This window comes from Arenimonas metalli CF5-1 (assembly GCF_000747155.1).
In the GTDB taxonomy this organism is placed as follows: domain Bacteria; phylum Pseudomonadota; class Gammaproteobacteria; order Xanthomonadales; family Xanthomonadaceae; genus Arenimonas; species Arenimonas metalli.
This window is the reverse complement of record NZ_AVCK01000063.1, coordinates 41,531-64,829: the sequence shown is the minus strand read 5'-3', so window position 1 is coordinate 64,829 and position 23,299 is coordinate 41,531. Positions and strand designations below refer to the sequence as shown.

Below are 23,299 nucleotides of genomic sequence, written 5' to 3'. Positions count from 1 at the left end.
TCCTGTCCTTAGCCGAAACGGCCGGTGATGTAGTCTTCGGTCTGCTGCTTGGTCGGCTTGGTGAAGATGGTGGAAGTGACGCCGTGCTCGACCAGCTCGCCCAGGTACATGAAGGCGGTGTAGTCGGAGCAGCGGGCCGCCTGCTGCATGTTGTGGGTCACGATCAGGATCGTGAACTGCTGCTTGAGCTCGGAGATCAGCTGCTCGATCTTGCCGGTGGCGATCGGGTCCAGCGCCGAGGTCGGCTCGTCGAACAGGATCACCTCGGGCTTGAGCGCCACCGCGCGGGCGATGCACAGGCGCTGCTGCTGGCCGCCGGAGAGGCCGAGCGCGTTCTGCTTGAGCTTGTCCTTGACCTCGTCCCAGAGCGCGGCCTGGCGCAGCGCGCCCTCGACGCGTGCGTCCATGTCGGCGCGCGAGAGCTTCTCGTAGTGGCCGATGCCGTAGGCGATGTTGTCGTAGATGGACATCGGGAACGGCACCGGCTTCTGGAACACCATGCCGATCTTGCTGCGCAGCTTGTTGAGCGGGTACCTGGCGTCGAGGATGTTCTCGCCGTCCAGGATCACCTCGCCGCTGGCCTTCTGGCCCGGGTAGATCGAGTAGATGCGGTTGAAGATGCGCAGCAGGGTCGACTTGCCGCAGCCCGAAGGGCCGATCAGCGCGGTGACGCGCTTCTCCGGCACCACCAGGTTGATGTCGCGCAGGGCCGCGAAGTCGCCGTAGTGGAAGGCGAGGTTGCGGGCCTCGAGCTTGGCCGCGCGCGGCGCCAGCTCGTCGGCGACCTTCACGGCCGTGTTGAAGGCGATCGAAACGTCAGTCATGGCTCATCTTCTTGCGCAGCAGGAAATAACGGGCGGTGAGGCTGACCAGCAGCACGAAGACCGTGATCAGGAAGGCGCCGGCCCAGGCCAGCTGGTTCCAGTACTCGAACGGGCTGAGCGCGAACTGGAAGATGGTGACGGGCAGGTTGGGCACCGCGCCGGTCAGGTCCATGCTCCAGTACTGGTTGTTGAAGGCGGTGAACAGCAGCGGCGCGGTCTCGCCGCTGATGCGCGCCAGCGCCAGCAGGATGCCGGTGACAATGCCCGGCGCCGCGGCGCGGTAGAGGATCTGGGTGGTCACCTTCCACTGCGGGATGCCCAGCGACAGCGCCGCCTCGCGCATCTGGGTCGGCACCAAGCGCAGCATCTCGTCGGTGGTGCGCACCACCACGGGCAGCACGATGAAGGCCAGGGCCACCGCGCCGGCGAAGCCGGAGAAGCCGCCCGTGGTCCGCACCACCAGCGTGTACACGAACAGGCCCAGCACGATCGACGGCGCCGACAGCAGGATGTCGTTGACGAAGCGGATCACCTCGCCGAGCTTGCGGTGGTTCACGTATTCGGCGAGGTAGGTGCCCGCCGCGACGCCGACCGGCGCGCCCAGCAGCACGGCCAGGCCGCTGATCAGCAGGCTGCCGGCGATGGCGTTCTTCAGGCCACCGACGTCCTGGCCCGGGGGCGGGGTCATCTCAGTGAACATCTGCAGGCTCATCGCGTCCACGCCCTTGGTGAACGTGGTCCACAGGATCCACACCAGCCAGAACAGGCCGAACAGCGCGGCCAGCCCGGACAGCACCAGGGTGAGGCCGTTGATGATGCGGCGCTTGAGGAACAGGCGGTCGGCGACGGCGGACATCAGTTGCCCTCCCGCTTCTTGAGCTGCATGAGCATGAGCTTGGCGATGGCCAGGACGATGAAGGTGACCGCGAACAGCAGGAAGCCCAGGGCCAGCAGCGCCGACTGGTACATCGGGGTGGTGGCCTCGGCGAACTCGTTGGCGATCGAGGCGGCGATCGAGTTGCCCGGCTCGAGCAGCGAGGCCGAGATGCGGTGGGCGTTGCCGAGCACGAAGGTGACGGCCATGGTCTCGCCGAGGGCGCGGCCCATGCCGAGGAAGATGCCGCCGATCACCGCCGAGCGGGTGTAGGGCACCACGATGTCCCACACCACCTCGGTGGTGGTGGAGCCGAGCGCGTAGGCCGACTCCTTCAGGCGGGTCGGCACGGTGAGGAAGACCTCGCGCATCACCGAGGAGATGAAGGGGATGACCATGATCGCCAGCACGATGCCGGCGGTCAGCATGCCGATGCCCAGCGGCGGGCCGGCGAACAGGAAGCCGATGCCCGGCAGGGTGCCGACGTTCTCGTCCAGCCAGGGATAGACGTGGTTGCCCAGGATCGGCGCGAGCACGAACAGGCCCCACATGCCGTAGATGATCGAGGGGATGCCGGCCAGCAGTTCGATGGCGGCGCCGAGCGGCTGCCGGATCCAGGCCGGCGCCACCTCGGTGAGGAAGAGGGCGATGCCGAAGCTCACCGGCACGGCGATGATCATCGCGATGGCGGTGGTGACGACGGTACCGTAGATCGCGACCAGGGCACCGTATTCCTCGGTGACCGGGTTCCAGTCGGTGGAGGTCAGGAAGCCCCAGCCGAATTCACTGAAGGCCTCGCGGCCGCCCCAGTACATCGACATCGCGGCCAGGAACAGCGTGATCAGCACGAACCAGCCGGCGATCGCGACGATGTTCCGGAAGATCCAGTCGCCGGCGCCGTCGATGAAGCGCGAGGGCGGGGCGGGCTTGGCGGTGGCGGTGGTCATTCGCGGCGTTCTCTGGGGTGGGGCGCGGCGTTGCGGTCTTGCTTACAAGAACGCGCGCGCCGGTGAGGGCGCGCGCGTCCGGGTGCGGCGGATTACTTCAGCGACGCGGCCCAGTAGGCCTTGATCTGCTCCACCAGCGGGGCCGGCAGCGGCACGTAGCCGAGGTCGGTGGCCTGCTGGGCGCCATTGGCGTAGGCCCAGGCGAAGAACTCACGGGCGTGGCGGTTGTTCTCGACGTTCTTCGGGCGCTTCGACAGCAGCGCGAAGTTGGTGGCGGTGATCGGCCAGGCCTGCTCGCCCGGGGCGTTGGTCACGACCAGGAAGAAATCCTTGGCCTTGGTCCACTCGGCGCTGGCGGCGGCAGCCTGGATCGAGGCATTCGACGGGGTGATGAAGTTGCCGGCGGCGTTCTGCAGCTGGCCGTACGAGACCTTGTTGGTCAGCGCGTAGGACAGCTCGATGTAGCCGATGGCGCCCTTGATCTGCTTCACGTAGGCGGTCACGCCTTCGTTGCCCTTGCCACCCACGCCCACCGGCCAGCGCACCGAGGTGCCTTCGCCGACCTTGGTCTTCCACTCCGGGCTGACCTTGGACAGGTAGTTGACGTAGTTGAAGGTGGTGCCCGAGCCGTCCGAGCGGTGCACGACGGTGATGCGCTGGGTCGGCAGGGTCAGGCCCGGGTTGATCGCGGCGATCGCCGGGTCGTTCCAGTTGGTGATCTTGCCCAGGTAGATGTCGGCCAGCAGCGGGCCGGTGAACTTGATCTGGCCCGGCTGCACGCCGGCGAGGTTCACGACCGGCACGATGCCGCCCATGACCAGCGGGAACTGCACGAGGTTGGAGGCGGCCAGGTCTTCCGGCTTCAGCGGGGCATCGGTCGAGCCGAAGTCGACGGTGTTGGCCTTCATCTGGGCGATGCCGCCGCCCGAGCCGATGGACTGGTAGTTGATGCGGTGGCCGGTGGCGGCGTTGTAGTCGGCCGACCACTTGGACATGACCGGGAACACGAAAGTCGCGCCGGCGCCCGTGATGTCGGCGGCCTGGGCGGCGGTGGTGAGACTGGCGGCGAGGGCCAGGGTGGCCAGGCTGCGCTTGAAGTTCTTGAGCACGGTAACGACTCCTCGGGATGGTATGGACGGCGTCGGAGGGGGTCCCCCGATGGCGGCCATTACAGGTCGCTTGGGTGACAAGCCTGTTGCTCGAACATGACAGGCGTATGACAGTGACGCTTGGGTCGGCCCCGGGGCCGTAACCCGGCTGTCATGAAAAGCACAACGGGCCGTCACATCCCGGGAGCAGCCTGTGCACGCTTAACCGCCCCGTAACGGTCCGGGGCAGGGGCCGTCGATCACGGCGCTGCGCCGGACTGAACATTACCTACCAGGAGTTACCGTCATGCGTCTGACCACCTTGGCCGCCGCCGTCGCCCTCGCGATCACCGGCCTCAGCACCGATACCGCCCTCGCCCAGAATGCCGGCGCCAGCGAGCAGGAGATCGCCGAACTGCGTGCGCAGGTCGCGGCCCTCATGGCCCGCATCGACGACCTCGAGGCCCGTGACGAGGCCCAGACCGGCATCAACCTCGACACCGCCGAGGCCCTCAAGGCCCAGGCCATGACCCAGCCCAAGGTCGAGACCAAGGGCGGCCTGAAGGTCACCTCGGCCGACAACGCCTTCTCCTTCAGCGCCGGCGGCCGCATCCACTTCGACGGCTACGCCTGGGACCGCGACATCGCCGCCACCACCGGCACCACCGAGTTCCGCCGCGCCCGCCTGACCCTCGGCGGCACCGCCTGGGGCTGGGAATACAAGATGGAGCAGGACTTCGCCGCCGGCAGCAACCTCGACGGCCTGCGCGACCTCTACATCGCCAAGCAGTTCGGCCCGGGCAAGCTCACGATCGGCCACTTCAAGCCCTACCGTTCGATGGAGGAGCTGACCAGCTCCAACGAGATCCTGGTGATGGAGCGCCCGTTTGCCTCCGCCACCGGCCTGTTCAGCGGCCGCCAGTTCCAGCAGGGCGTGGGCTACCAGGTCCAGGGCCTGAACTACTCGCTGGGCGCCACCGCCTTCAACCTGCGCGGCGCCGCCAGCTCGCGCACCGAGGGCATGGGCTTCGCCGGCCGCGGCACTTGGGCGCCGATCATGAACGGCGACCGGATCCTGCACGTGGGCGGCTGGATCAGCCACGAGAACGCCAACGCCGGTTCGGGCAACCTCGCCGCCTCGGCCAACTACGCCGGCCGCCGCGGCCCGTCGCAGACCATCGCCACCACCACCGGCGCCAGCGGTGACACCGTGGACGCCTACGGCCTGGAGCTGGCCGGCCAGTACGGCCCGCTGTTCTTCCAGTCCGAGTACGTCACGTCCACCTTCGCCCAGCCGATCGGCGCGGACCAGGACGTCGAGACCTTCTACGTGCAGGGCAGCTGGATGCTCAACGGCGGCGTGAAGACCTACAAGCCGGGCACCGGCGTGTTCGGCTCGCCCAAGGTCGGCGAAGACGGCCTGTGGGAGCTGACCGCGCGCTACGACCACATCGAGAACAACGACCTCGTCAATCGCGAGGCCACCTCGATGATCCTGGGCGTGAACTACTACATCAACCCGAACCTGCGCCTGATGTTCAACTACACCCAGGGCGAGAACGAAGTGACCGGCGACGAAACCGGCCAGTACGCGATCCGCACCCAGTTCAACTTCTGATCCGCGCGTAAAGGGATGGGTTCCCGGACACCCCCGGCCTTGGCCGGGGGTGTTTTTTTTGACGCGTCAAGAAGCTTTCAGTCCCGGCCTGGCGGGGTCTTGTCGCGGTAGCGGCAGAGGTCGCGGATGACGCACTGGGGGCAGTCGGGCTTGCGGGCCTTGCAGGCGTAGCGGCCGTGCAGGATCAGCCAGTGGTGGGCGTCGAGGCGGTATTCGGCCGGCACGGCCTTGAGCAGCTTGTCCTCGACCGCGCGCACGGTCTTGCCCGGCGCCAGGCCGGTGCGGTTGGAAACGCGGAAGATGTGGGTGTCCACCGCGATGGTGGGCTCGCCGAAGGCGGTGTTGAGCACCACGTTGGCGGTCTTGCGGCCGACGCCGGGCAGGGCTTCGAGCGACTCGCGGTCGCGCGGCACCTCGCCGCCGTGCTGTTCGACCAGGATCCGGCAGGCGGCGATCACATTCGCCGCCTTGGCGTTGAACAGCCCGATCGTCGAGATGTATTTCTTCAGCCCGTCCTCGCCCAGCGCCAGGATCGCGGCCGGCGTGTTGGCGACCGGGAAGAGCTTGCGGGTCGCCTTGTTCACGCCCACGTCGGTCGCCTGCGCCGACAGCGTCACCGCGACCAGCAGCTCGAACGGCGTCGAGTACTCGAGCTCGGTGGTGGGCTTGGGGTTGAGCTCCTTCAGGCGCGCGAACAGTTCGCGGCGCTGGTCCGCCTTCATCATCGCGCGGCCTCCGCGCGGCGCAGTCGCCAGGCCTGGCGGATCGCCACCAGGACCGCCAGCACCACGAAGGCGCCGATCGGCAGCACCGCCAGCAGAAAGCCGGGGTAGCCCGGCACCGAGACTTCCAGCGCCGGCAGGCCCAGCAGTGCGCCGGCACCGGCGAACAGGCTGCCTTCGCCCGCCAGCTCGCGCACGGCGCCGATCGCCAGCAGCACCCACAGGAAGCCGAGCCCGATCGCGAAGCCGTCGAGCGCCGCCAGCCCGGGCGAGTGGCGCGAGGCGAAGGCCTCGGCCCGCCCCATCAGCGCGCAGTTGGTGACGATCAGCGGGATGAACAGGCCCAGCACCGCGTGCAGCTCCGGCAGCCAGGCACGCATCGCCAGCTCGATCGAGGTGACCACGGCGGCGATGATCATCACGAAAGCCGGGATGCGCACGTCGCGCCGCGTCAGCCGCCGCACGCCGGCGACCGCGGCATTGGTGCAGGTGAGCGCGAGCACCGTGGCCAGGCCGAGGCCGAGCGCGTTCACCGCGTTGTTCGAGACCGCCAGCAGCGGGCACAGCCCCAGCAGCTGCACCAGCCCGGTGTTGCCGCTGGACAGGCCGTACTCGAGGATGGCGCGGGGCGAGCTCATCGGGCGCGCGGGGCGTCGGGGGCGGTGGGAAAGCGCAGTGTATCGCCCGGCGCGGCGGCGCGGATCGCGTCGCCGTGGCGCTGCGTGAACTGCAGCGCCCGATGCACGGCACGCACCACGGCGCGCGGCGTCACCGTCGCGCCCGCGAACTGGTCGAAGTCGCCGCCGTCCTTGCGCACGGCCCAGCCGGCGGTGGGCGGGTCGCCGAGCGCGCGGCCCTGGAAGCGCGTGATCCAGTCGCTGCGCCCGGCCTCGATGTCGTCGCCCAGGCCCGGGGTTTCCCGGTGGGTGGTGACCCGCACGCCCAGCACGCGGCCGTCGGTGGCGATCGCCAGCAGCAGCCGGATCGGGCCGCCGTAGCCGTCGGGGGCCACGGTTTCGAACACCAGCGCGCTGGGCGCGCCGGCGAGCGTCGCGCGATGCACGGTGGTGGCCTCGTCGCCGAGCCACGCAGGCGCCTGCACCTGCACAGTGTCGGCGAGCAGGTCGTTGTCGTAGCGCGCGGCCGGCAGCACCACTTCCAGCGCCTGCATGCGCGCGCGGTGCTCGGCCGCTCCGATGCGGTCGCGGGTCAGGAAATAGGTGCCCGCCAGCAGGGCGGTGGCCACCAGCGCCGCCAGCCCGAGCTGCAGGCCGGCGCGCAGCGATTCGCGGGTGGCTTCGTTCACGGCGCCTTGCCTTCGCCGAAGATGCGCGGGCGCGAGACCCGGTCGAGCCAGGGCGCCGCGCAGTTCATCAGCAGCACGGCGAACGCCACGCCATCGGGGAACGCGCCCCAGCGCCGGATCACCAGCGTCAGCAGCGCCACGCCGGCGCCGAACAGCAGCCGCCCGCGCGGCGTCGTGCAGCCGCTCACCGGATCGGTGGCGATGAAGAACGCCGCCAGCACCAGCGCGCCCGAGAACACGTGCTGCAGCGGGAAGGGGTGCAGGTCCGGGTCGTAGAGCCAGAACGGCAGCGCCACCAGCACCACGGTGCCCAGCGTCGCCACCGGCACCTGCCAGGGGATCACGCGCTTCCACAGCAGGAACAGCCCGCCCAGCGCGTAGAAATTCGCCACCCACTCCCAGCCGCGGCCGCCGAAGTCGCCGAACAGCGGCGCACCGCGGATCTCGGCCAGGGTCGCGCCTTCGTTGGCCAGGGTGCGCACGGTGTCGAGCGGCGTGGCCTGCGCCAGCATGTCCCAGCGCCACGGCGCGGGCAGTTCGCCGGTGAGGATGGCGCGCAGCGAATCCAGCAGCCCCGGCGCCACCAGCGCCGGGTCCAGCCCGGCCGGCGGCAGCCACTGGGTGAACTCGCGAGGGAAGCACAGCAGCACCACCGCCACGCCCACCATCGCCGGATTGAACAGGTTGTGGCCCAGCCCGCCGTAAAGATGCTTCGCGAACACGATCGCCGCGAACAGGCCGATCGCCGCCACCCACCACGGCGCCAGCGGCGGCAGGGAAAGCGCGAACAGCACCGCGGTCAGCGGCGCGCTCAGATCGCCGAGGAAGGGACGCAGCGGCCGCGCGCGCAGCTTCAGCATCGCCGCCTCGAAGGCCAGCGCGAACGCGACGGCCAGCAGCGCCTGCACCAGCACGCCGGGCCCGAAGAACCAGGCGTGCGCGGCCGTGCCAGGCACCAGTGCCAGCAGCACCAGGCCCATCAACTCGCGCACGCTGCGGCGCGCGGGCAGGTGCGGCGCGGGGGCGGTGTCGAAGGTCTTCATGCGTCGGTGCCGCCCTCGGTGCCGGCGGCGCGGCGGGCGCGAGCGCGCTCCAACGCGGCCGCCACCGCGTCGGCGCTCGCCGCGCCGGCGCGACGCTCGGCCAGGCGCTGCTCGCGCTCGGCGGCTTCGCGCTGCAGGCGCTGCAGCCGCGTTTCGTAGCGCTCGCGCGCCGCGTGGGCGCGTTCGGTTTCAACGGCGCGGGCGCGCAGCTCCGACTTGCCGTGCCGGAAGTGCGCGGTCAGCGGGATGTGGCTGGGGCAGGCCAGGTCGCAGCAGCCGCATTCGATGCAGTCGAACAGGCCTTGTTCGCGCGCGTCGTCGAGCCGGTCGGCGCGCACCTGCCATAGCAGCTGCTGCGGCAGCAGGCGGGCCGGGCAGGCGGAGGCGCAGTCGCCGCAGCGGATGCAGGGCATCTCGTCGCCGGCGGGGCGCAGCTCGGCGTCGCCCAGCACCAGCACGCAGTTGTCGGGCTTGCCGATCGCGAAGCCGTCGTGCGGCAGCGCCAGGCCCATCATCGGCCCGCCCAGCAGCAGGCGGCGCGCCTGCGGCGTGTAGCCGCCGGCCTGCGCCACGAGGTGCGAAACCGGCGTGCCCAGCGGCACGATGAAGTTGCCCGGTCGCGCGACGCCCGGGCCGGTGACGGTGACGATGCGTTCGAGCAGCGGTTCGCCGTGCGCCACGGCCCGCCACGCGGCGCGCGCGGTGCCGACGTTCTGCACGATCACGCCGAGGTCGCGCGGCAGGCCGCCGCGCGGCACCTCGCGGCCGGTGAGCACGCGGATGAGCTGGCGCTCGCCGCCTTCCGGGTAAATGGTCGGTACGGACACCACCTCGACGACGCCCTCGCCATGCGCGTCGCAGGCGGCGCGCGCCGCCGCGAGCGCCTCCGGCATGCTGTCCTCGATCGCCAGCAGCACCCGCGGCGCGCCGACGATGCGCGCCAGCATCCTTCCGCCCAGCACGACTTCCTCGGCGTGGTGGCGCAGCAGCGCGTCGTCGCAGGCGATCCAGGGTTCGCACTCGGCGCCGTTGAGCACCAGCAGGTCGCGGCCCACCGAAAGCTTTTCCGCGGTCGGGAAGCCGGCGCCGCCCAATCCCACCAGCCCCGCGGCGCGGATGCGCTCGCGCAGTGCGTCCGGCGAGGCGGTCGCCGGATCGAGCGCGGGCCACGGCGCGACGGTGTCATCGCCCTCGCAGGCCAGCACGAGGTGCGCGCCCTGGCGGCCCGGCGGGGCGGACGGGTCACCCGGTGCGATCGCCAGCATTCGGCCGGCGCAGGGCGCATGCAGGTCGGCGCTGAATTCGCCGTCGGCGCGGGCGAGGCACTGGCCGCGCGCCACCCGCTCGCCCGGCAAAACGCAGGGCAGGGCGGGCAGCCCTGCGTGCTGCTGCAGCGCCAGGTGGAGCTCGGGCGGCATCGGCACCGCCTGCAGTCCGCCCGCGCGCGATGCGTCCTTGTGGCCGGGCAGGCGCAGGCCGCCGGGGAAGGAGTGCAGGCGCACGGCCAGTGGTCGCCCTCAGCGGCCGCTGAAGGTCGGGCTGCGGCGGGCGAGGAAGGCGCTGGTGCCTTCCTTCATGTCCTCGGTGCTGAAGGTGACCGCGAACACCTGGGTTTCGAACTCGAGGCCGGCGTCGAGCGCGGCTTCGCCGCCGACCAGCACCGCGTCCAGGATGCCGCGCAGTGCCTGCGGCGCGGCGTTGGCCAGTTGGTTCGCCACTTTCATCGTCTCGGCCTCGAGCTCGGCGGCCGGCACCACGCGGGTCAGGATGCCGAGGGCCGCGGCGCGGGCGGCGTCGATCGGCTGGCCCAGCAGGCACAGCTCCAGCGCGGCCGACCGGCCGGCCAGGCGCAACAGGCGCTGGGTGCCGCCGAAGCCAGGCACCAGGCCGAGGTTGATCTCGGGCTGGCCGACCTTGGCGGTGTCGGCGGCGATGCGCAGGTGGCAGGCCATCGCCAGCTCCAGGCCACCGCCGAGCGCGAAGCCATTCACCATCGCCACCACGGGCTTGCCCAGCTGCTCGATGCGGCTCATCAGGCGCTGGCCATGGCGGGAGAAGTCGCGCGCCTGGGCCGGGGTCAGGCCGTTCATCTCGGCGATGTCGGCGCCGGCGACGAAGGCCTTGGGGCCGGCGCCGGTCAGCACCACCACCCGGACGGCGGCGTCGCCCGCGGCGGCGGCGAAGGCCTCGTGCAGTTCGGACAGGGTCTCGTGGTTCAGGGCGTTGAGCTTGTCGGGGCGGTTGAGCGTGATCCGGCGGACGGCGCCGGCGTCCTCGACGAGCAGGTTGCGGAAGGTCATGGGGGCTCCGTTCGGGCGGGGATTCAGGGAACTCTTGGCGTCCGCGCGGGTCGGACGAGGGCGACTGGCCCGTGTCAGTAGCGGTTCAGCCGTGCGGGGGATATCCTAGCGCGGCCTTTGGGACGCCACAGCGCCCCCTTTCCACCACCGGAGATTTCCTGATGAAGTTGCGTCTGTTGGCTGCCTCCCTGGCGGCCCTTGGTCTCGGAGCCGGCGTCGCCGTTGCCCAGACCGCCCCGGCCCCCGCCCAGCAGCAGGCCCCCGCGCCGGCGCCGCTGGACAAGGCCGTCCTCAGCTACGCCGTCGGTTACGACCAGGGTGCCGGCCTCGCCCAGCTGGGTAACGACATCGACATCAACGCCGTGATCCGCGCGATCCAGGACGGCTATGCCAAGAAGCCGGCCGCCTACCCGCAGCCGCAGATGGAAGCGCAGCTGGCCGGCCTGCAGCAGCGCATGGGCGCCAAGATGCGCGCCGAGCTCGAGACCGCCGCGCGCGAAAACCGCGCCAAGTCCGAGGCCTTCCTGGCCGCGAACCGCACCAAGACCGGCGTCGTGACCCTGCCGAGCGGCGTGCAGTACCGCATCATCGAGACCGGCACCGGCCCGAAGCCGACGGCCAACAGCACGGTGCAGGTGCACTACCGCGGTTCGATCACCACGGGCCAGGAGTTCTTCAACACCTACGCCCAGAACAACCCGAACCCGCAGCCGGCTTCGTTCGAGCTTTCGCAGTTCCCGATCGAGGGTGGTCGCGAGGCGATGATGATGATGCCGACCGGTTCGCGCTGGGAAGTGTTCGTGCCGCCGAACAAGGCCTTCGGCGACAACCCGCGCCCGCTGGGTCCGGGCCAGGCCCTGATCCTCGACATCAAGCTGGTTGGCATCAAGTAATCCCGCGGTCCGCCGCGCCCCCGGGGCGCGGCGGACTGGCGTCGCCTGCATGCAAACCCCTTTCCGCGCCGTCCTCAGCCCTTGCGTCGGGATCTGTTCCCTGGATGCCCAAGGCCTGTGCGAAGGCTGCCACCGCACCAGCGCCGAGATCGCGCGCTGGTCGCAGATGAACGACGACGAGCGCCTGCAGCTCATGGATGTCGTCCTGCCGCGTCGCGAGGCGCAACGGGTGTGAGCCCGCCGTTCGATCCGTTCGAACGCCTGCCCCGCGCGCTGCATCCGCTCGACCAGCCCCCGTCCGGGCCCGGCTGGAACCACGCCGAACTCGCCGACCTGCTGCCGCTGGACGTGCCCCTGCGCCTGGCCGCCGTGCTGGTGGCCTTGGTGCAGCGCCCCGCCGGCCCGCGCGTGCTGCTGACCCGCCGCACCGAAGCGCTGAGGCTGCACGCGGGGCAGGTGAGTTTCCCCGGCGGGCGCATCGAAGCCAGCGACACCGATCCGGTCGCCGCCGCCCTGCGCGAAGCGCAAGAGGAAGTCGGGCTGGCCTCCTCGCACTCGTCGCCGCTGGGCTACCTCGATCCCTTCGTGACCATCACCGGCTTCCACGTCTATCCGGTGGTGGCGACGGTGGGCGATGACTACCAGCCGGTCGTGGATCCGTCCGAAGTCGCGGAAGCCTTCGAAGTGCCGCTGGGCTTCCTGCTCGATCCGGCCAACGTGCATGAACTCGAAGTGGACTGGCAGGGCCGTCGCCGCCGCCTGCTCGAGTACCGCTACGAAGGCCACCGCATCTGGGGCGCCACCGCCGCGATGCTGGTCAATTTCCGCCAGCGCCTGGAGCAGGCGGCGTGAACTGGCAAACCCTGGTCTCGCCCGAAGCGCTGGCGGCCGAGCTCGGCCGCGCCGACCTGGTCGTGGTGGACTGCCGGCATTCGCTCGCCGACGCCGACGGGGGCGAGCGCGCCTGGCGCGAATCGCACCTTCCCGGCGCCGCGCACGCCCACCTCGACCGCGACCTCAGCGACCACGGCAAGCCGCCCGCGCTCGGCCGCCACCCGCTGCCGGCGGCGTCGGCGTTCGGTGCGCTGCTGGTGCGCCTGGGGATCACGCCCGCGCACCAGGTCGTGGCCTACGACGCCGGCGACGGCGCGATGGCGGCGGCGCGCTTCTGGTGGCTGATGCGGCTGTGCGGGCACGCGCGGGTGGCGGTGCTCGATGGCGGGTTCGCGGCGTGGACCGCGCAGGGCCTGCCGGTGTCTGCCGAGGTAGTGCCGCCCACGCCCGGCCGGTACGCGGCGGAATTCGACGCTCGCCAGATCGTCGGCACCGACGAAATCGTCGCGCGCCTCGCCGATCCCGCGGGCTGGCTGCTGGATGCGCGCGCGCCCGAGCGTTTCCGCGGCGACGTCGAGCCGCTGGATCCCGTGGCGGGACACATCCCGGGCGCGCTCAACCGCCCCTTCGGCGCGAATCTTGCCGGCGGTCGTTTCAAGCCCGCGGACGTGCTTGCCGCTGAATTCAAGGCGCTGCTGGGCGGGCGCGCCGCGTCCGAGGTCGTGCTGTCCTGCGGCTCGGGCGTGACCGCCTGCCACAACGCGCTGGCGATGGCGCACGCCGGATTGCCGGGGGCGCGTCTCTATGCGCCGTCGTGGAGCGGCTGGGTCAGCGATCGCGCGCGGCCGGTGGCCACCGGCGGCTGATCAGAGCCGGAGGCTGTCGTCCGCTCCGCGGGCGGGCACCACCGGCAGGATGTCCACGCGGGTGAGCTCGACGCCGTCCACCGTCATCCGCCAGCGGCCATCGACCCGCCGCGGCGGCTGGCTCACTTCGAAGCTGGCGCTGAGCAGCCCCATCCCGATCTTGAAGCCGCGCTCGGTGAACGAGTGGCAGGCGCCCTCGATGCTCAGTCGCGATTTGCCGGTCACGCGTTCGTAGTCGGCGTGGCCGTCGGCGCGGATCACCAGCAGGGTGCCGTCGCCGCGCCAGTGGCCGACTTAGTTGGCGTAGTCCACCGGCACCGGCTTCGCGCAGGCCACCAGCCAAAGGCAGGCGGCCAGCCACAGCCAGCGGGATGACGGCCGCGCGCTCACTTCTTCAGCCGGGCCACCAGCGCCTGCAGGGCGGCCTGCGTGTCGGGGGCGTACCAGGCGTCGATGAAGCCGTCGAGCTGGCGGTCGTCGAAGCCCTCCAGCGCGGCCACCAGGTCGGCGCGGGCGATGCGGCGCGTGGCCAGCATCGCGGCGGACGGCAGCGCCAGCAGCTCCTCGAGCCAGTGCCTGGCGCGCACCAGGACGTGTTCGGCGTCGGTGAGTTCGTCGACCAGGCCGATGGCCTGCGCCATCTCCGATTCCACCAGCGCACCGGACACCAGCAGGCGCTCGGCGCGATACGGGCCCACCACGCGGCGCATCAGGTGCTGGATGGCGTCGGGCGCGACCAGACCGACCTGCACTTCGTTCAGGCCGATGCGGAAGGGGCCGCGGGCCATGATGCGGTAGTCGCAGCACAGCGCCAGCACGCAGCCGCCGGCCGGGCTGTGGCCGCCGATCGCGGCCACCACCGGCACCGGGCAGTTGGCGATCGCGCGCGCGGCGGCGAACAGCGAGGCCCAGCCCGGTCCGAGCGCGGCGCGGTCCAGGCCCATCAGGTGCGGCACGTCCATGCCGCCCGAGAACACCTTGCTGCCGCCGGTGAGGATGATGGCGCGGGCACCGTCGGCCGGCGCCGCCTGCACCGCGGTGCGCAGCGCGGCCAGAAGTTCCGGCGTCAGCGCGTTGACCGGCGGGCGGGCCAGCCGGATCTCGTGGATGGGTCCGTGGCGGTGGAGTTCGATCATGGCCGGGCCTTCAGTCGATGCGTACGTCGGGGGCCCAACGATACCGCACCGTGTAGGTCAGGCGCGCCTCGCCGTTGGCCGGCACCGGCAGGTCGAACCATGCGGACTGGGCGTCGCGTTCGCCGGGCTGCACGCTGGTGCTGGTGATGTCCCAGTCACTCCAGCGCGGCATCGCCTCGTGGATGCGCACGGTGGCGGCCTCGGCCTTCGCGTTGCGGACGACGACGCTGATGCGTTCCTCCATCTGGCGGCCGGCGCGGTCGACGCTGAATGCCTCGCGCTTGCGCTCGGCGGTGAGGTCGAACACGGTGCCCAGCGCGAGCTCGACCTCCGCGTTGGCGGGCGTGTGGCCCAGCATCGCCTCGCCGAGCAGGTTGCCGCCGTCGAACACGCGCACACGGCCCGCCGGCAGCGGCGCGCCCAGCCCGGCGGCCTTGGCGTTGGTGAAGCCCAGGCTGGCGATGACCGGCTGCTCGCCTTCGACCGCGTTGAAATTGGCGTCGATCATCGGCTGCGGCGGGCGCCAGGTGCCGATCGGCGCCCGGGTTTCGTAATGGCGCTCACAGGCGACGCCGCGCGCCGGGGGCAGCAGCGGGATGCGCTGCACGCTGCCCTGCGGCAGGTCGGCGCTGCCCGGGATGCGGTAGGCGTGGTACTCGCCGGACGCCTGCGGCTCGGGCGCGGCGGGCGCCATCGCGTCCATCATCACTTCGGTGCGATAGGCCTTGGCCATGCGCGGGCCCGACGCCTGGGTGCGGTTCGGTTCGCCGGCCACCAGCGTCAGCGCCACGCCGTTGAAGTCGGCGCCGGCGCGGTTGGCCACCATCGCGGCGCCTTCGAGATCCATGCGGCAGGCGCGCGCGCCGCCGGCGACGTCCACCTGGTAGTCGGCGCGCCAGGCCAGGCCGGCCGTGGCGTAGCCGAGGTCGAAGGCCTGCCGGCCGGCGCGGTTGGCGACGAGCTCCCAGCTCAGCGTGGGCTCGCTCACCAGGCCGGCGGGCAGGCGCGGCAGTTCGAAGTTCGAATAGTTGGCCAGCACCTTCACCCGGCCGTCGGGCAGGCGCAGGGTGAGTCCGTTGCCGGCCGCCAGCAGCACGCCCGTGTACGACTGCCGGGCATCGCCGACGGACTGCTCGACCGTGACGGTCTGGCCGAGCGCGCGGCGCAGCAGGTCGTCCTGGCCGGCGAGCGCGAAGTCGAAGCGCTGGCTGCGCACCTGGGCGTCGCCCTGCGGGCGCAGTCGCACCGAGCTGGCGTCGAGTGCGGCGGGCAGGCCGCCAAGCGACACGGGGTTGCTGCCGCTGGCCAGCTCGTAGCGCAGGCTGGAGGCCACCAGCGCGTAGCCGGGGCCGCCTGGCTGGGCGTCGGACTGCACCACGGCATCGTAGTCGCCGCTGTAGACGGTCAGGCGGGTGTCGGCGGCGTGCGCGGCGGTGGCGGTGGCCAGGGTGATGGCGGCGGCGAGCAGGGTGCGTTTCATCAACAACTCCTTGAGGCGCGTGGGATTATCATAGGCCCATGAGTGCGACACGAGAGCTCGTGATCGCTCTAGCACCGACGGGGCTTAAACCGTCCACACTAGCGGTACGTTTCTACTAAAAATTTGCGAGTGAGGTTGGGAAAGTACTTTCTGACCACACCGCAACGGTGAGGTTCGGGGTGCATGGAATTTCCCCGCAGCCCTGCTGTTGACCCGCAAAAATAAGCGATTTCTGCGCAATGCAGTTATCCACCAACATCACGAGCTCGTGCTTCGTGAGTCATTGTCTCACCCGTCTGGATGACGGGAAGTGAGACCCGATGCGTGACCATCGGTAGTCTAGAGCGGCGTGCGTTTCCGGCAACGGAGGGGTGCGAAGCCCGCTTGAATAAGTCTCCCTTTTTGGTGCGCCAAGGCCGTGAGGTTTTGCGCAGATTCTGGCAGCAGCAGGCTGGATGAGAGGCCGGACTGGCTGAAACGGGTAAGAAATCTGAACTGTCGATAAACGTCGTAACTATGGCGATACGCAAGCTGCTGAACGCGTATTTCGTGGTCGGTCATCCCGCTTCATGGACGGGGTGCGTCACCGATAAAGACCACCGGCGAATAGACAGACCCTGCCTCAGTCGTGTGACTCGCGAGGAACGTGGTAAGCCCGCCCTCCTGCCGTCAGGCAGGCCGACCGCAAGGAACGCTGTTAGGAGTGCGGGTAAGGGAGGCCGAAGAAAGCAAACGCCCCGCTGTAATGGCGCGGATAAGCCCACTTTCGGCTGGTCTGGAATCGTGTTCTGACTGATTGACCTCTACCACGCGGACCTGCACCTCGGGTCCGTATCACTACTCCCTGACGGGGCGCATTGCCCCAAGGGGCTTTCGTGCGTCGTCGTCCGGGTGTCTGGAAGGAGCGAAGCATGGAAGTACTCTCTCAAGAGTCTGCACGCTCCGACGCGCCGCAAAGCTGGCACGCCATTGATTGGCGTCTGGTCGAGAGGAACGTCCGAGGAATACAGACTCGAATCACGAAGGCAACACAGGAAGGCAAGTGGCGGCGGGTGAAAGTCCTGCAACGCTTGCTGACCCGCTCGTTCTGCGGCAAGGCATTGGCCGTGCGGCGAGTGACTGAAAACCAGGGTTCACGGACCAGTGGTGTCGATCGTGAGCTGTGGAATACACCTGAAAAGCGCATGGAAGCAGTTGGTAAGTTGGAGCGGCGCGGGTACCGGCCAAAGCCGTTACGTCGCGTTTTCATTCCGAAAGCCAATGGGAAAGAGCGTCCGCTGGGTATCCCGACGATGTTGGATCGGGCCATGCAAGCGCTCCACCTGTTGGCGCTGGAACCGGTCTCAGAGTCAACGAGTGATCCGAACAGCTACGGCTTTCGGCGAAATCGTTCGACGCATGACGCCATAGGCCAGCTGTTCATCACCATGTCCCGGCGGACTTCTGCTCGCTGGGTGCTGGAGGCGGACATCAAGGGGTGCTTCGACCACATCAACCACGACTGGCTGCTCCGCAATGTCCCGATGGACACCGCGGTGCTTCGGAAGTGGCTGAAAGCTGGCGTGATCTACAAAGGAATGTTGCAGGCAAGCGAGGCCGGTACGCCTCAGGGTGGGATTATCAGTCCCACGCTGGCGAACATGGCGCTGAATGGGCTGGAGTCGGGTCTGGTTGCGCACCTCGGTGCAAAGCTGGGCAGGACGAAAGCCAAGAACCTGAAAATCAATGTGGTGCGGTATGCGGATGACTTCGTGATCACCGGTATCTCGCAAGAGCTGCTTGAGAATGAAGTGAAGCCGTGGGTGGTTGGGTTCCTGCAACAACGGGGACTTCAGCTGGCTCCGGAGAAAACGCGCATCGTCACCATAGACGACGGGTTCGACTTCCTGGGGTGGAACTTCCGGAAATACTCGGGGACTCTGCTCATCAAGCCGAGCAAGAAGAACGCGGAAGCGTTCTATCGCAAGGTCAAGGAGGCTATCAGCAGCCACAAAACGGTTCGGCAGGAGACGTTGATCCGCCTGTTGAATCCGTTGTTGCGGGGTTGGGCCAACTACCACTGCCCCGTGGTCGCGAAGGAGGCGTTCAGCCGCATGGATCATCTGTTGTTCAGGGCGATCTGGCGGTGGGTCAAGCGGCGGCATCCCGGCAAGAAGGTTGCCTGGCTGAGGAAGCGGTATTTCCGGTCAGAAGGCTTTCGGAGCTGGGTGTTCGCCACCACAGTGAACAAGGCGGATGGTCGCAAGGTTCGGTTGGCTTTGTACAAGCTGCCCGAGACGCCGATCCGGCGCCATAAAAAGGTCAAGGGTAGCTACAACCCCTTCGACCCGGCCGATGAGTTGTACGGTGAGACGCTTCATCAGGCACGCATGCTGAACAGCATGCGTCGCCGAAAGGAGTGGATGAGCTTGTATCGCTCGCAGTTCGGTCGGTGTGCGCTGTGTGAAGGGGCGATTACGCGAGAAACCGGCTGGCACGACCACCACCTCATCCCTAGGGTGGAGGGTGGTTCAGACAGTCTGATCAATCGCGTACTATTGCATCCCATATGCCATACCCGTGTTCACCAGCTTGGTTTGAAGATAGTGAAGCCGGCCTTCTAACGAAGGCTTATCACAGGCTTGAGCCGTATGCGGGGAAACTCGCACGTACGGTTCTTAGGGGGGAGGGCTCATGCAAATGAGCCCTCCCACCCGACACGCACTGCGCCTTGCCCTGGGGTTAATGGCAGTCCTGTCGGCTTCAGCCGCCGTTGGGGCCACGCCGGACTGCACGCCGGTGATCGAATCGCCGTGGGTGCGCGCCGCGCCGCCCGGCGCCACGTCGCTGGCCGGCTACCTGGTGCTGCGCAATCCCTGCGAGGCGGCGGTCGAGGTGGCCGGCGTCGAAAGCAAGGACTTCGGCATGCCGATGATCCACCGCACCGTGGTCGAGGACGGCGTCAGCCGGATGCGGTCGGCGGGAAAACTGGTTGTCGCGCCCGGCGACGTGCTGCGCTTCGAGCCGGGCGGGCTGCACCTGATGCTGATGCGTCCGCTGCGGCCGCTGGCCGGGGGCGACGTCGCGCGCATCCGCCTGGTGCTGGCGGACGGGCGGCGCGTGTTCGCGGAATTCCCGGTGCGGCGCGAGGCGCCCGCGGCGCCCTGAGGCTCAGCCGCCGCAGGCGGCGCGCACGTTGTCCGGCAGCGGCACCGACTGGCCGCTGCGTTCGATCCAGACCAGCACGGTGTGGCCGTCGCAGTACACGATGGACGGATCGGCCGCCGACAGGATGCGGTGGCCGAGCGTGAGGCTCTTGCCGCCCACGCGCTCGGCGAACAGTTCGATCCGCAGCGTCTCCGGCCAGTGCGCCGGGCGGCGGTAGTTCACCGTCACCGAGGCCATCACCGGCGCCGAGGTCTCGCCGGCCCAGTCGCTGGACAGCGACTTGAACCAGCGCACGCGCGCTTCCTCGATGTAGCCGAGGTAGCTGGCGTTGTTGACGTGGTTGAACGCGTCCATGTCGCGCCAGCGCGACTCGATGTCGAGGGTGTGGACGGTCGGGTTCATGCGCTCTTCCTGGGAGTCTTCCTGGCCGGCGCGGATTTCTTCGCGGCCGCGCGGGGCGGCAGGCCGGTGGGCTTGGGGGTGGCGGCCTTCTTCGTCGGCAGCACCGCGTCGGGCGCCAGCATCTTGGCCAGGAAGCGGCCGGTGTGCGAGGCAGCGACGCCGGCGATCTGCTCCGGCGTGCCTTCGGCCAGGATCCGGCCGCCGCGGTGGCCGCCCTCCGGGCCCAGGTCGATGACCCAGTCGGCGGTCTTGATCACGTCGAGGTTGTGCTCGATCACGACGATGGTGTTGCCGTCGTCGCGCAGCTTGTGCAGCACCGCCAGCAGGTGCTCGATGTCGTGGAAGTGCAGGCCGGTGGTGGGCTCGTCGAGGATGTAGAGCGTGCGGCCGGTGTCGCGGCGGCTGAGCTCCTTCGACAGCTTCACGCGCTGGGCCTCGCCGCCCGACAGCGTCGTAGCCGACTGGCCGAGCTTGATGTAGCTCAGGCCGACGTCCACCAGGGTCTCGAGCTTGCGCGCTAGGGTGGGCACCGGCTCGAACAGCCTGAGCGCGTCCTCGACCGTCATCTCCACCACGTCGTGGATGGTGTAGCCCTTGTAGCGGATCTCGAGCGTCTCGCGGTTGTAGCGCTTGCCGTGGCAGACGTCGCAGGGCACGTACACGTCGGGCAGGAAGTGCATCTCGACCTTGATCAGGCCGTCGCCCTGGCAGGCCTCGCAGCGGCCGCCGCGCACGTTGAAGCTGAAGCGGCCCGGCGAGTAGCCGCGGGCGCGCGCCTCCGGCACCTGCGCGAACAGCTCGCGCAGCGGCGTGAACAGGCCGGTGTAGGTGGCCGGGTTCGAGCGCGGCGTGCGGCCGATCGGGCTCTGGTCGATGTCCACGACCTTGTCGAACAGGTCCATGCCCTGCAGCTCGCGATACGGCGCCGGCGTGTGCGAGGCGCCGTTGAGCTCGTTCGCGGCCAGGTGGTAGAGCGTGTCGTTGATCAGCGTGGACTTGCCCGAGCCCGACACGCCGGTGATGCAGGTGAACAGGCCGGCCGGGATCGACAGGTCCACGTCCTTGAGGTTGTTGCCGCTGGCGCCGAGCAGCCGCAGCATCATCTTCGGGTTGGGCTTGTGGCGCTGCTTCGGGATCTCGATCCGTCGGCGGCCGGAAAGGAAGGCGCCGGTGATCGAGCGCGGGGCCTTCAGCACGTCCTCGTAGCTGCCTTGGGCGATGACTTCGCCGCCGTGCACGCCGGCGCCGGGGCCGATGTCGACGATGTGGTCGGCGAGGCGGATGGCGTCCTCGTCGTGCTCGACCACGATCACGGTGTTGCCGAGGTCGCGCAGGCGGGTGAGGGTGCCGAGCAGGCGCTCGTTGTCGCGCTGGTGCAGGCCGATCGACGGCTCGTCGAGCACGTACATCACGCCGACCAGGCCGGCGCCGATCTGGCTGGCCAGGCGGATGCGCTGCGCTTCGCCGCCGGAGAGCGAGTCGGCCTTGCGCTCGAGCGTGAGGTAGTCGAGGCCGACGTCGACCAGGAAGCGCAGGCGGTCGCGGATTTCCTTGACGATCTTGGCGGCGATCTCGCCGCGCCAGCCGGCCAGGCTCAGGTGCGAGAAGAACTCCAGCGACTCGTCCACCGGCAGCTGGGTCAGCTGCGAGAGGTTGCGGTCGGCCACGAGCACGTTGCGGGCGGATCGGTTCAGGCGCGCGCCGCCGCAGTCCGGGCAGGGGCGGTCGGAGATGAACTTGGCCAGCTCCTCCTTCACCACCTGCGACTCGGTCTCGCGGTAGCGGCGCTCGAGGTTGGGCAGGATGCCTTCGAAGGCGTGCTTGCGCTGGGTGCGGCCGCCGGATTCGGTGAGGTAGGTGAAGGTGACGATCTCGTCGCCGCTGCCGTACAGCACGGCCTGGCGCACCTGTTCGGCCAGCTCCTGCCACTGGGTGTCGGGGTCGAAGCCGTAGTGCTTGGCCAGCGAGGCGATCAGCTGGAAGTAGTAGGCATTGCGGCGGTCCCAGCCGCGCACGGCGCCGGCGGCGAGGCTGAGCTCCGGGTGCACGACCACGCGCGCGGGATCGAAGAATTGGGTGATGCCCAGGCCATCGCAGGTGGGGCAGGCGCCCATCGGCGAGTTGAACGAGAACAGGCGCGGCTCGAGCTCGGGCAGGGCGTAGTCGCAGACCGGGCAGCTGAACTTGGACGAGAAAAGCAGCGGCGGGGCGCTTTCGTCATCCAGGTCCTGGACCTGGGCCAGGCCGTCGCCGAGCTTGAGCGCGGTTTCGAAGCTTTCGGCCAGGCGCTGCTTGAGGTCCTCGCGCGGCTTGAAGCGGTCGATCACGGCTTCGATCGTGTGCTTCTGGCGCAGGGCGAGGGTGGGCACGGCGTCGAGCTCGTGCAGCACGCCGTTCACCCGCACCCGCACGAAGCCCTGGGCGCGCAGCTGGTCGAAGACCTGGGCGTGCTCGCCCTTGCGGTCGCGGATGACCGGGGCCAGCAGCATGTAGCGGCGCTCGGCGGGCAGGGCCAGCACCTGGTCCACCATCTGGCCGACGGTCTGGGCCTCGAGCGGGTAGTGGTGGTCCGGGCAGCGCGGGCTGCCGACGCGGGCGAACAGCAGGCGCAGGTAGTCGTAGATCTCGGTGATGGTGCCGACGGTCGAGCGCGGGTTGTGCGAGGTGGACTTCTGCTCGATCGAGATGGCCGGGGACAGGCCCTCGATGTGGTCCACGTCGGGCTTTTCCATCACGCTGAGGAACTGCCGGGCGTAGGCCGAGAGCGACTCGACGTAGCGGCGCTGGCCCTCGGCGTAGATGGTGTCGAAGGCCAGGGAGGACTTGCCGGATCCGGACAGGCCGGTGATCACGATCAGCTTGTCCCGGGGCAGGTCCAGGTCGATGTTCTTGAGGTTGTGGGTGCGGGCACCGCGGATGCGGATCGTGTCCATGCGCCTGGGGGCGGCTCCGGAGGGAGGAACCCGGCAGTCTACCAGCCCGCCGTCGGCACACCGTGACTCCCCGTTCCCCCAAGCCCATCAAGGGCTTAGCAGCAAAAAGCGGTGCCGGGTTCATTTTCTCCCGCCAATGAGACTGCGTCTCACCGGCGGGAGAAAATGAACCCGGTACCGCTTTTCATCGAAAGGTTTGACCGGAAAGGGGTTTTTGACCATAATTCCGCTTCTGTCCGTTGACCGCGGGCAGGCATTGGTCAAAATAACTACAGAGGAATCCCGGTCATGTACGCAGTCATCGTTACCGGCGGTAAACAGTACCGCGTGATGCAGGGCGAGACCCTGAAGGTCGAGAAGCTCGACCTCGAAGAAGGCAAGTCCTTCGACATCGAAAGCGTCCTGATGGTGGGCAATGGTGACAAGGTCACCGTCGGCACCCCGACCGTCGCCGGCGCCAAGGTCACCGCGACCATCAAGTCGCACGGCCGCCTCGACAAGGTCCGCATCGTCAAGTTCCGCCGCCGCAAGCACCATCGCAAGCAGATGGGCCACCGGCAGTACTTCACCGAAATCGAAATCACCGGCATCGCCGGCTAAGCCCGAGGAGATAACGTCATGGCACAGAAAAAAGGCGTAGGCTCGTCCCGCAACGGCCGCGATTCGAACCCGAAGTACCTGGGCGTCAAGATCTACGGCGGCCAGGCCATCGAAGCGGGCAACATCATCGTCCGCCAGCGTGGCACCGAGTTCCACCCGGGCATGGGCGTCGGCCTCGGCCGCGACCACACCCTGTTCGCCCTGGTGGACGGCGTGGTCGACTTCTCGGTCAAGGGTCCGAACAAGCGTCGCACCGTGAGCGTGGTCCCGGCGGCCTGAACCCCGC

22 protein-coding genes and 1 pseudogene are annotated in these 23,299 nt (G+C 69.2%); 8 read left to right on the top strand and 15 right to left on the bottom strand.

Features of this window, described 5'->3' with window-relative positions; translation table 11 throughout:
* Positions 1–8: 8 nt before the first annotated feature.
* The 4 genes from pstB to pstS all read right to left on the bottom strand — a co-directional run bounded on the left by pstB (position 9) and on the right by pstS (position 3,754).
* Complete coding sequence (pstB, locus tag N787_RS13250) at positions 9–824, bottom strand: phosphate ABC transporter ATP-binding protein PstB (protein WP_034215123.1); 816 nt, start codon at positions 822–824, stop codon at positions 9–11.
* Entirely contained in the window at positions 817–1,680 is an 864-nt protein-coding gene (gene pstA, locus N787_RS13245) for a phosphate ABC transporter permease PstA (protein WP_034215120.1), read from the bottom strand. Before pstA ends, pstB begins: the two co-directional genes overlap by 8 nt.
* The gene (gene pstC, locus N787_RS13240; protein ID WP_034215117.1) at positions 1,680–2,645 is read right to left on the bottom strand and encodes a phosphate ABC transporter permease subunit PstC; all 966 of its coding nucleotides are present in this window, start codon (positions 2,643–2,645) and stop codon (positions 1,680–1,682) included. The genes pstA and pstC overlap by 1 nt, the downstream gene beginning before the upstream one ends.
* 92 nt (positions 2,646–2,737) lie before the next feature.
* On the bottom strand, positions 2,738–3,754 hold the full coding sequence (pstS, locus tag N787_RS13235; RefSeq protein WP_034215114.1) for a phosphate ABC transporter substrate-binding protein PstS: 1,017 nt from the start codon (positions 3,752–3,754) through the stop codon (positions 2,738–2,740).
* Positions 3,755–4,040: 286 nt separating this feature from the next.
* On the opposite strand from pstS, the gene N787_RS13230 reads away from it, so the two are divergent.
* The gene (locus tag N787_RS13230; RefSeq protein ID WP_052575476.1) at positions 4,041–5,351 is read left to right on the top strand and encodes an OprO/OprP family phosphate-selective porin; all 1,311 of its coding nucleotides are present in this window, start codon (positions 4,041–4,043) and stop codon (positions 5,349–5,351) included.
* A gap of 77 nt (positions 5,352–5,428) precedes the next feature.
* Here the strand turns inward: N787_RS13230 and nth are convergent, their stop codons facing one another.
* Genes nth through N787_RS13200 form a run of 6 tightly spaced genes read right to left on the bottom strand, consistent with a single transcriptional unit; the run spans position 5,429 to position 10,722 of the window.
* Complete coding sequence (gene nth, locus N787_RS13225; RefSeq protein WP_156969042.1) at positions 5,429–6,076, bottom strand: endonuclease III; 648 nt, start codon at positions 6,074–6,076, stop codon at positions 5,429–5,431.
* Entirely contained in the window at positions 6,073–6,711 is a 639-nt protein-coding gene (locus tag N787_RS13220; RefSeq protein ID WP_034215111.1) for an electron transport complex subunit E, read from the bottom strand. The genes nth and N787_RS13220 overlap by 4 nt, the downstream gene beginning before the upstream one ends.
* Positions 6,708–7,379 (bottom strand): electron transport complex subunit RsxG, encoded by a 672-nt coding sequence (gene rsxG / locus N787_RS13215; RefSeq protein ID WP_052575474.1) that lies wholly within the window; start codon positions 7,377–7,379, stop codon positions 6,708–6,710. The genes N787_RS13220 and rsxG overlap by 4 nt, the downstream gene beginning before the upstream one ends.
* Complete coding sequence (locus tag N787_RS13210) at positions 7,376–8,422, bottom strand: RnfABCDGE type electron transport complex subunit D (protein ID WP_034215108.1); 1,047 nt, start codon at positions 8,420–8,422, stop codon at positions 7,376–7,378. The genes rsxG and N787_RS13210 overlap by 4 nt, the downstream gene beginning before the upstream one ends.
* Positions 8,419–9,924, bottom strand: coding sequence for an electron transport complex subunit RsxC (gene rsxC / locus N787_RS13205; protein WP_034215105.1), 1,506 nt, complete (start codon positions 9,922–9,924; stop codon positions 8,419–8,421). The genes N787_RS13210 and rsxC overlap by 4 nt, the downstream gene beginning before the upstream one ends.
* Positions 9,925–9,939: 15 nt before the next feature.
* Entirely contained in the window at positions 9,940–10,722 is a 783-nt protein-coding gene (locus N787_RS13200) for an enoyl-CoA hydratase-related protein (protein ID WP_034215102.1), read from the bottom strand.
* 161 nt (positions 10,723–10,883) lie between these two features.
* Between N787_RS13200 and N787_RS13195 the strand changes: the two genes are divergently transcribed.
* The 3 genes and pseudogenes from N787_RS13195 (at position 10,884) to N787_RS13180 (ending at position 13,315) form a co-directional block, all read left to right on the top strand.
* On the top strand, positions 10,884–11,615 hold the full coding sequence (locus N787_RS13195; RefSeq protein ID WP_034215099.1) for an FKBP-type peptidyl-prolyl cis-trans isomerase N-terminal domain-containing protein: 732 nt from the start codon (positions 10,884–10,886) through the stop codon (positions 11,613–11,615).
* A 49-nt stretch (positions 11,616–11,664) separates the two neighbouring features.
* Positions 11,665–12,467 (top strand): annotated as a pseudogene (locus N787_RS13185) (CoA pyrophosphatase).
* Positions 12,464–13,315 carry a sulfurtransferase gene (locus N787_RS13180; protein WP_034215089.1) on the top strand — a complete coding sequence of 284 codons (852 nt, stop codon included), beginning with the start codon at positions 12,464–12,466 and terminating at the stop codon, positions 13,313–13,315. Before N787_RS13185 ends, N787_RS13180 begins: the two are co-directional and overlap by 4 nt.
* On the opposite strand, the gene N787_RS14520 is transcribed toward N787_RS13180, so the two are convergent.
* The 3 genes from N787_RS14520 to N787_RS13165 form a co-directional block, all read right to left on the bottom strand.
* Positions 13,316–13,576, bottom strand: a complete 261-nt coding sequence (locus N787_RS14520) for a hypothetical protein (protein ID WP_052575472.1) — start codon at positions 13,574–13,576, stop codon at positions 13,316–13,318.
* Between the two features lie 125 nt (positions 13,577–13,701).
* Complete coding sequence (locus tag N787_RS13170; RefSeq protein WP_034215086.1) at positions 13,702–14,451, bottom strand: enoyl-CoA hydratase/isomerase family protein; 750 nt, start codon at positions 14,449–14,451, stop codon at positions 13,702–13,704.
* Positions 14,452–14,461: 10 nt separating this feature from the next.
* Entirely contained in the window at positions 14,462–15,931 is a 1,470-nt protein-coding gene (locus N787_RS13165) for a DUF4139 domain-containing protein (protein ID WP_034215084.1), read from the bottom strand.
* 911 nt (positions 15,932–16,842) lie between these two features.
* Here N787_RS13165 and ltrA point away from each other — a divergent pair.
* Positions 16,843–18,534: a group II intron reverse transcriptase/maturase gene (gene ltrA / locus N787_RS13160; RefSeq protein ID WP_034215081.1), complete on the top strand. Its 1,692-nt coding sequence runs from the start codon at positions 16,843–16,845 to the stop codon at positions 18,532–18,534.
* Positions 18,535–18,709: 175 nt separating this feature from the next.
* The gene (locus N787_RS13155) at positions 18,710–19,078 is read left to right on the top strand and encodes a copper chaperone PCu(A)C (RefSeq protein ID WP_169742312.1); all 369 of its coding nucleotides are present in this window, start codon (positions 18,710–18,712) and stop codon (positions 19,076–19,078) included.
* Between the two features lie 3 nt (positions 19,079–19,081).
* Here N787_RS13155 and N787_RS13150 read toward each other — a convergent pair whose 3' ends face one another.
* Together N787_RS13150 and uvrA are read right to left on the bottom strand one after the other, a co-directional pair.
* The gene (locus N787_RS13150) at positions 19,082–19,480 is read right to left on the bottom strand and encodes an acyl-CoA thioesterase (RefSeq protein WP_034215075.1); all 399 of its coding nucleotides are present in this window, start codon (positions 19,478–19,480) and stop codon (positions 19,082–19,084) included.
* The gene (gene uvrA, locus N787_RS13145) at positions 19,477–22,413 is read right to left on the bottom strand and encodes an excinuclease ABC subunit UvrA (RefSeq protein ID WP_034215071.1); all 2,937 of its coding nucleotides are present in this window, start codon (positions 22,411–22,413) and stop codon (positions 19,477–19,479) included. The genes N787_RS13150 and uvrA overlap by 4 nt, the downstream gene beginning before the upstream one ends.
* Before the next feature lie 288 nt (positions 22,414–22,701).
* Here uvrA and rplU point away from each other — a divergent pair, with 288 nt between their 5' ends.
* Both rplU and rpmA read left to right on the top strand, forming a co-directional pair.
* On the top strand, positions 22,702–23,013 hold the full coding sequence (gene rplU / locus N787_RS13140; RefSeq protein WP_034215068.1) for a 50S ribosomal protein L21: 312 nt from the start codon (positions 22,702–22,704) through the stop codon (positions 23,011–23,013).
* A gap of 18 nt (positions 23,014–23,031) precedes the next feature.
* Complete coding sequence (rpmA, locus tag N787_RS13135; RefSeq protein ID WP_034215066.1) at positions 23,032–23,292, top strand: 50S ribosomal protein L27; 261 nt, start codon at positions 23,032–23,034, stop codon at positions 23,290–23,292.
* Positions 23,293–23,299 lie beyond the last annotated feature (7 nt).

Coding starts and splice junctions, on each gene's coding strand:
- pstB (WP_034215123.1), bottom strand. CDS start 824: ATGACTGACGTTTCGATCGCCTTCAACACGGCCGTGAAGGTCGCCGAC.
- pstA (WP_034215120.1), bottom strand. CDS start 1,680: ATGTCCGCCGTCGCCGACCGCCTGTTCCTCAAGCGCCGCATCATCAAC.
- pstC (WP_034215117.1), bottom strand. CDS start 2,645: ATGACCACCGCCACCGCCAAGCCCGCCCCGCCCTCGCGCTTCATCGAC.
- N787_RS13230 (WP_052575476.1), top strand. CDS start 4,041: ATGCGTCTGACCACCTTGGCCGCCGCCGTCGCCCTCGCGATCACCGGC.
- nth (WP_156969042.1), bottom strand. CDS start 6,076: ATGATGAAGGCGGACCAGCGCCGCGAACTGTTCGCGCGCCTGAAGGAG.
- N787_RS13220 (WP_034215111.1), bottom strand. CDS start 6,711: ATGAGCTCGCCCCGCGCCATCCTCGAGTACGGCCTGTCCAGCGGCAAC.
- N787_RS13210 (WP_034215108.1), bottom strand. CDS start 8,422: ATGAAGACCTTCGACACCGCCCCCGCGCCGCACCTGCCCGCGCGCCGC.
- N787_RS13200 (WP_034215102.1), bottom strand. CDS start 10,722: ATGACCTTCCGCAACCTGCTCGTCGAGGACGCCGGCGCCGTCCGCCGG.
- N787_RS13195 (WP_034215099.1), top strand. CDS start 10,884: ATGAAGTTGCGTCTGTTGGCTGCCTCCCTGGCGGCCCTTGGTCTCGGA.
- N787_RS13170 (WP_034215086.1), bottom strand. CDS start 14,451: ATGATCGAACTCCACCGCCACGGACCCATCCACGAGATCCGGCTGGCC.
- N787_RS13165 (WP_034215084.1), bottom strand. CDS start 15,931: ATGAAACGCACCCTGCTCGCCGCCGCCATCACCCTGGCCACCGCCACC.
- ltrA (WP_034215081.1), top strand. CDS start 16,843: ATGGAAGTACTCTCTCAAGAGTCTGCACGCTCCGACGCGCCGCAAAGC.
- N787_RS13150 (WP_034215075.1), bottom strand. CDS start 19,480: ATGAACCCGACCGTCCACACCCTCGACATCGAGTCGCGCTGGCGCGAC.
- uvrA (WP_034215071.1), bottom strand. CDS start 22,413: ATGGACACGATCCGCATCCGCGGTGCCCGCACCCACAACCTCAAGAAC.
- rplU (WP_034215068.1), top strand. CDS start 22,702: ATGTACGCAGTCATCGTTACCGGCGGTAAACAGTACCGCGTGATGCAG.
- rpmA (WP_034215066.1), top strand. CDS start 23,032: ATGGCACAGAAAAAAGGCGTAGGCTCGTCCCGCAACGGCCGCGATTCG.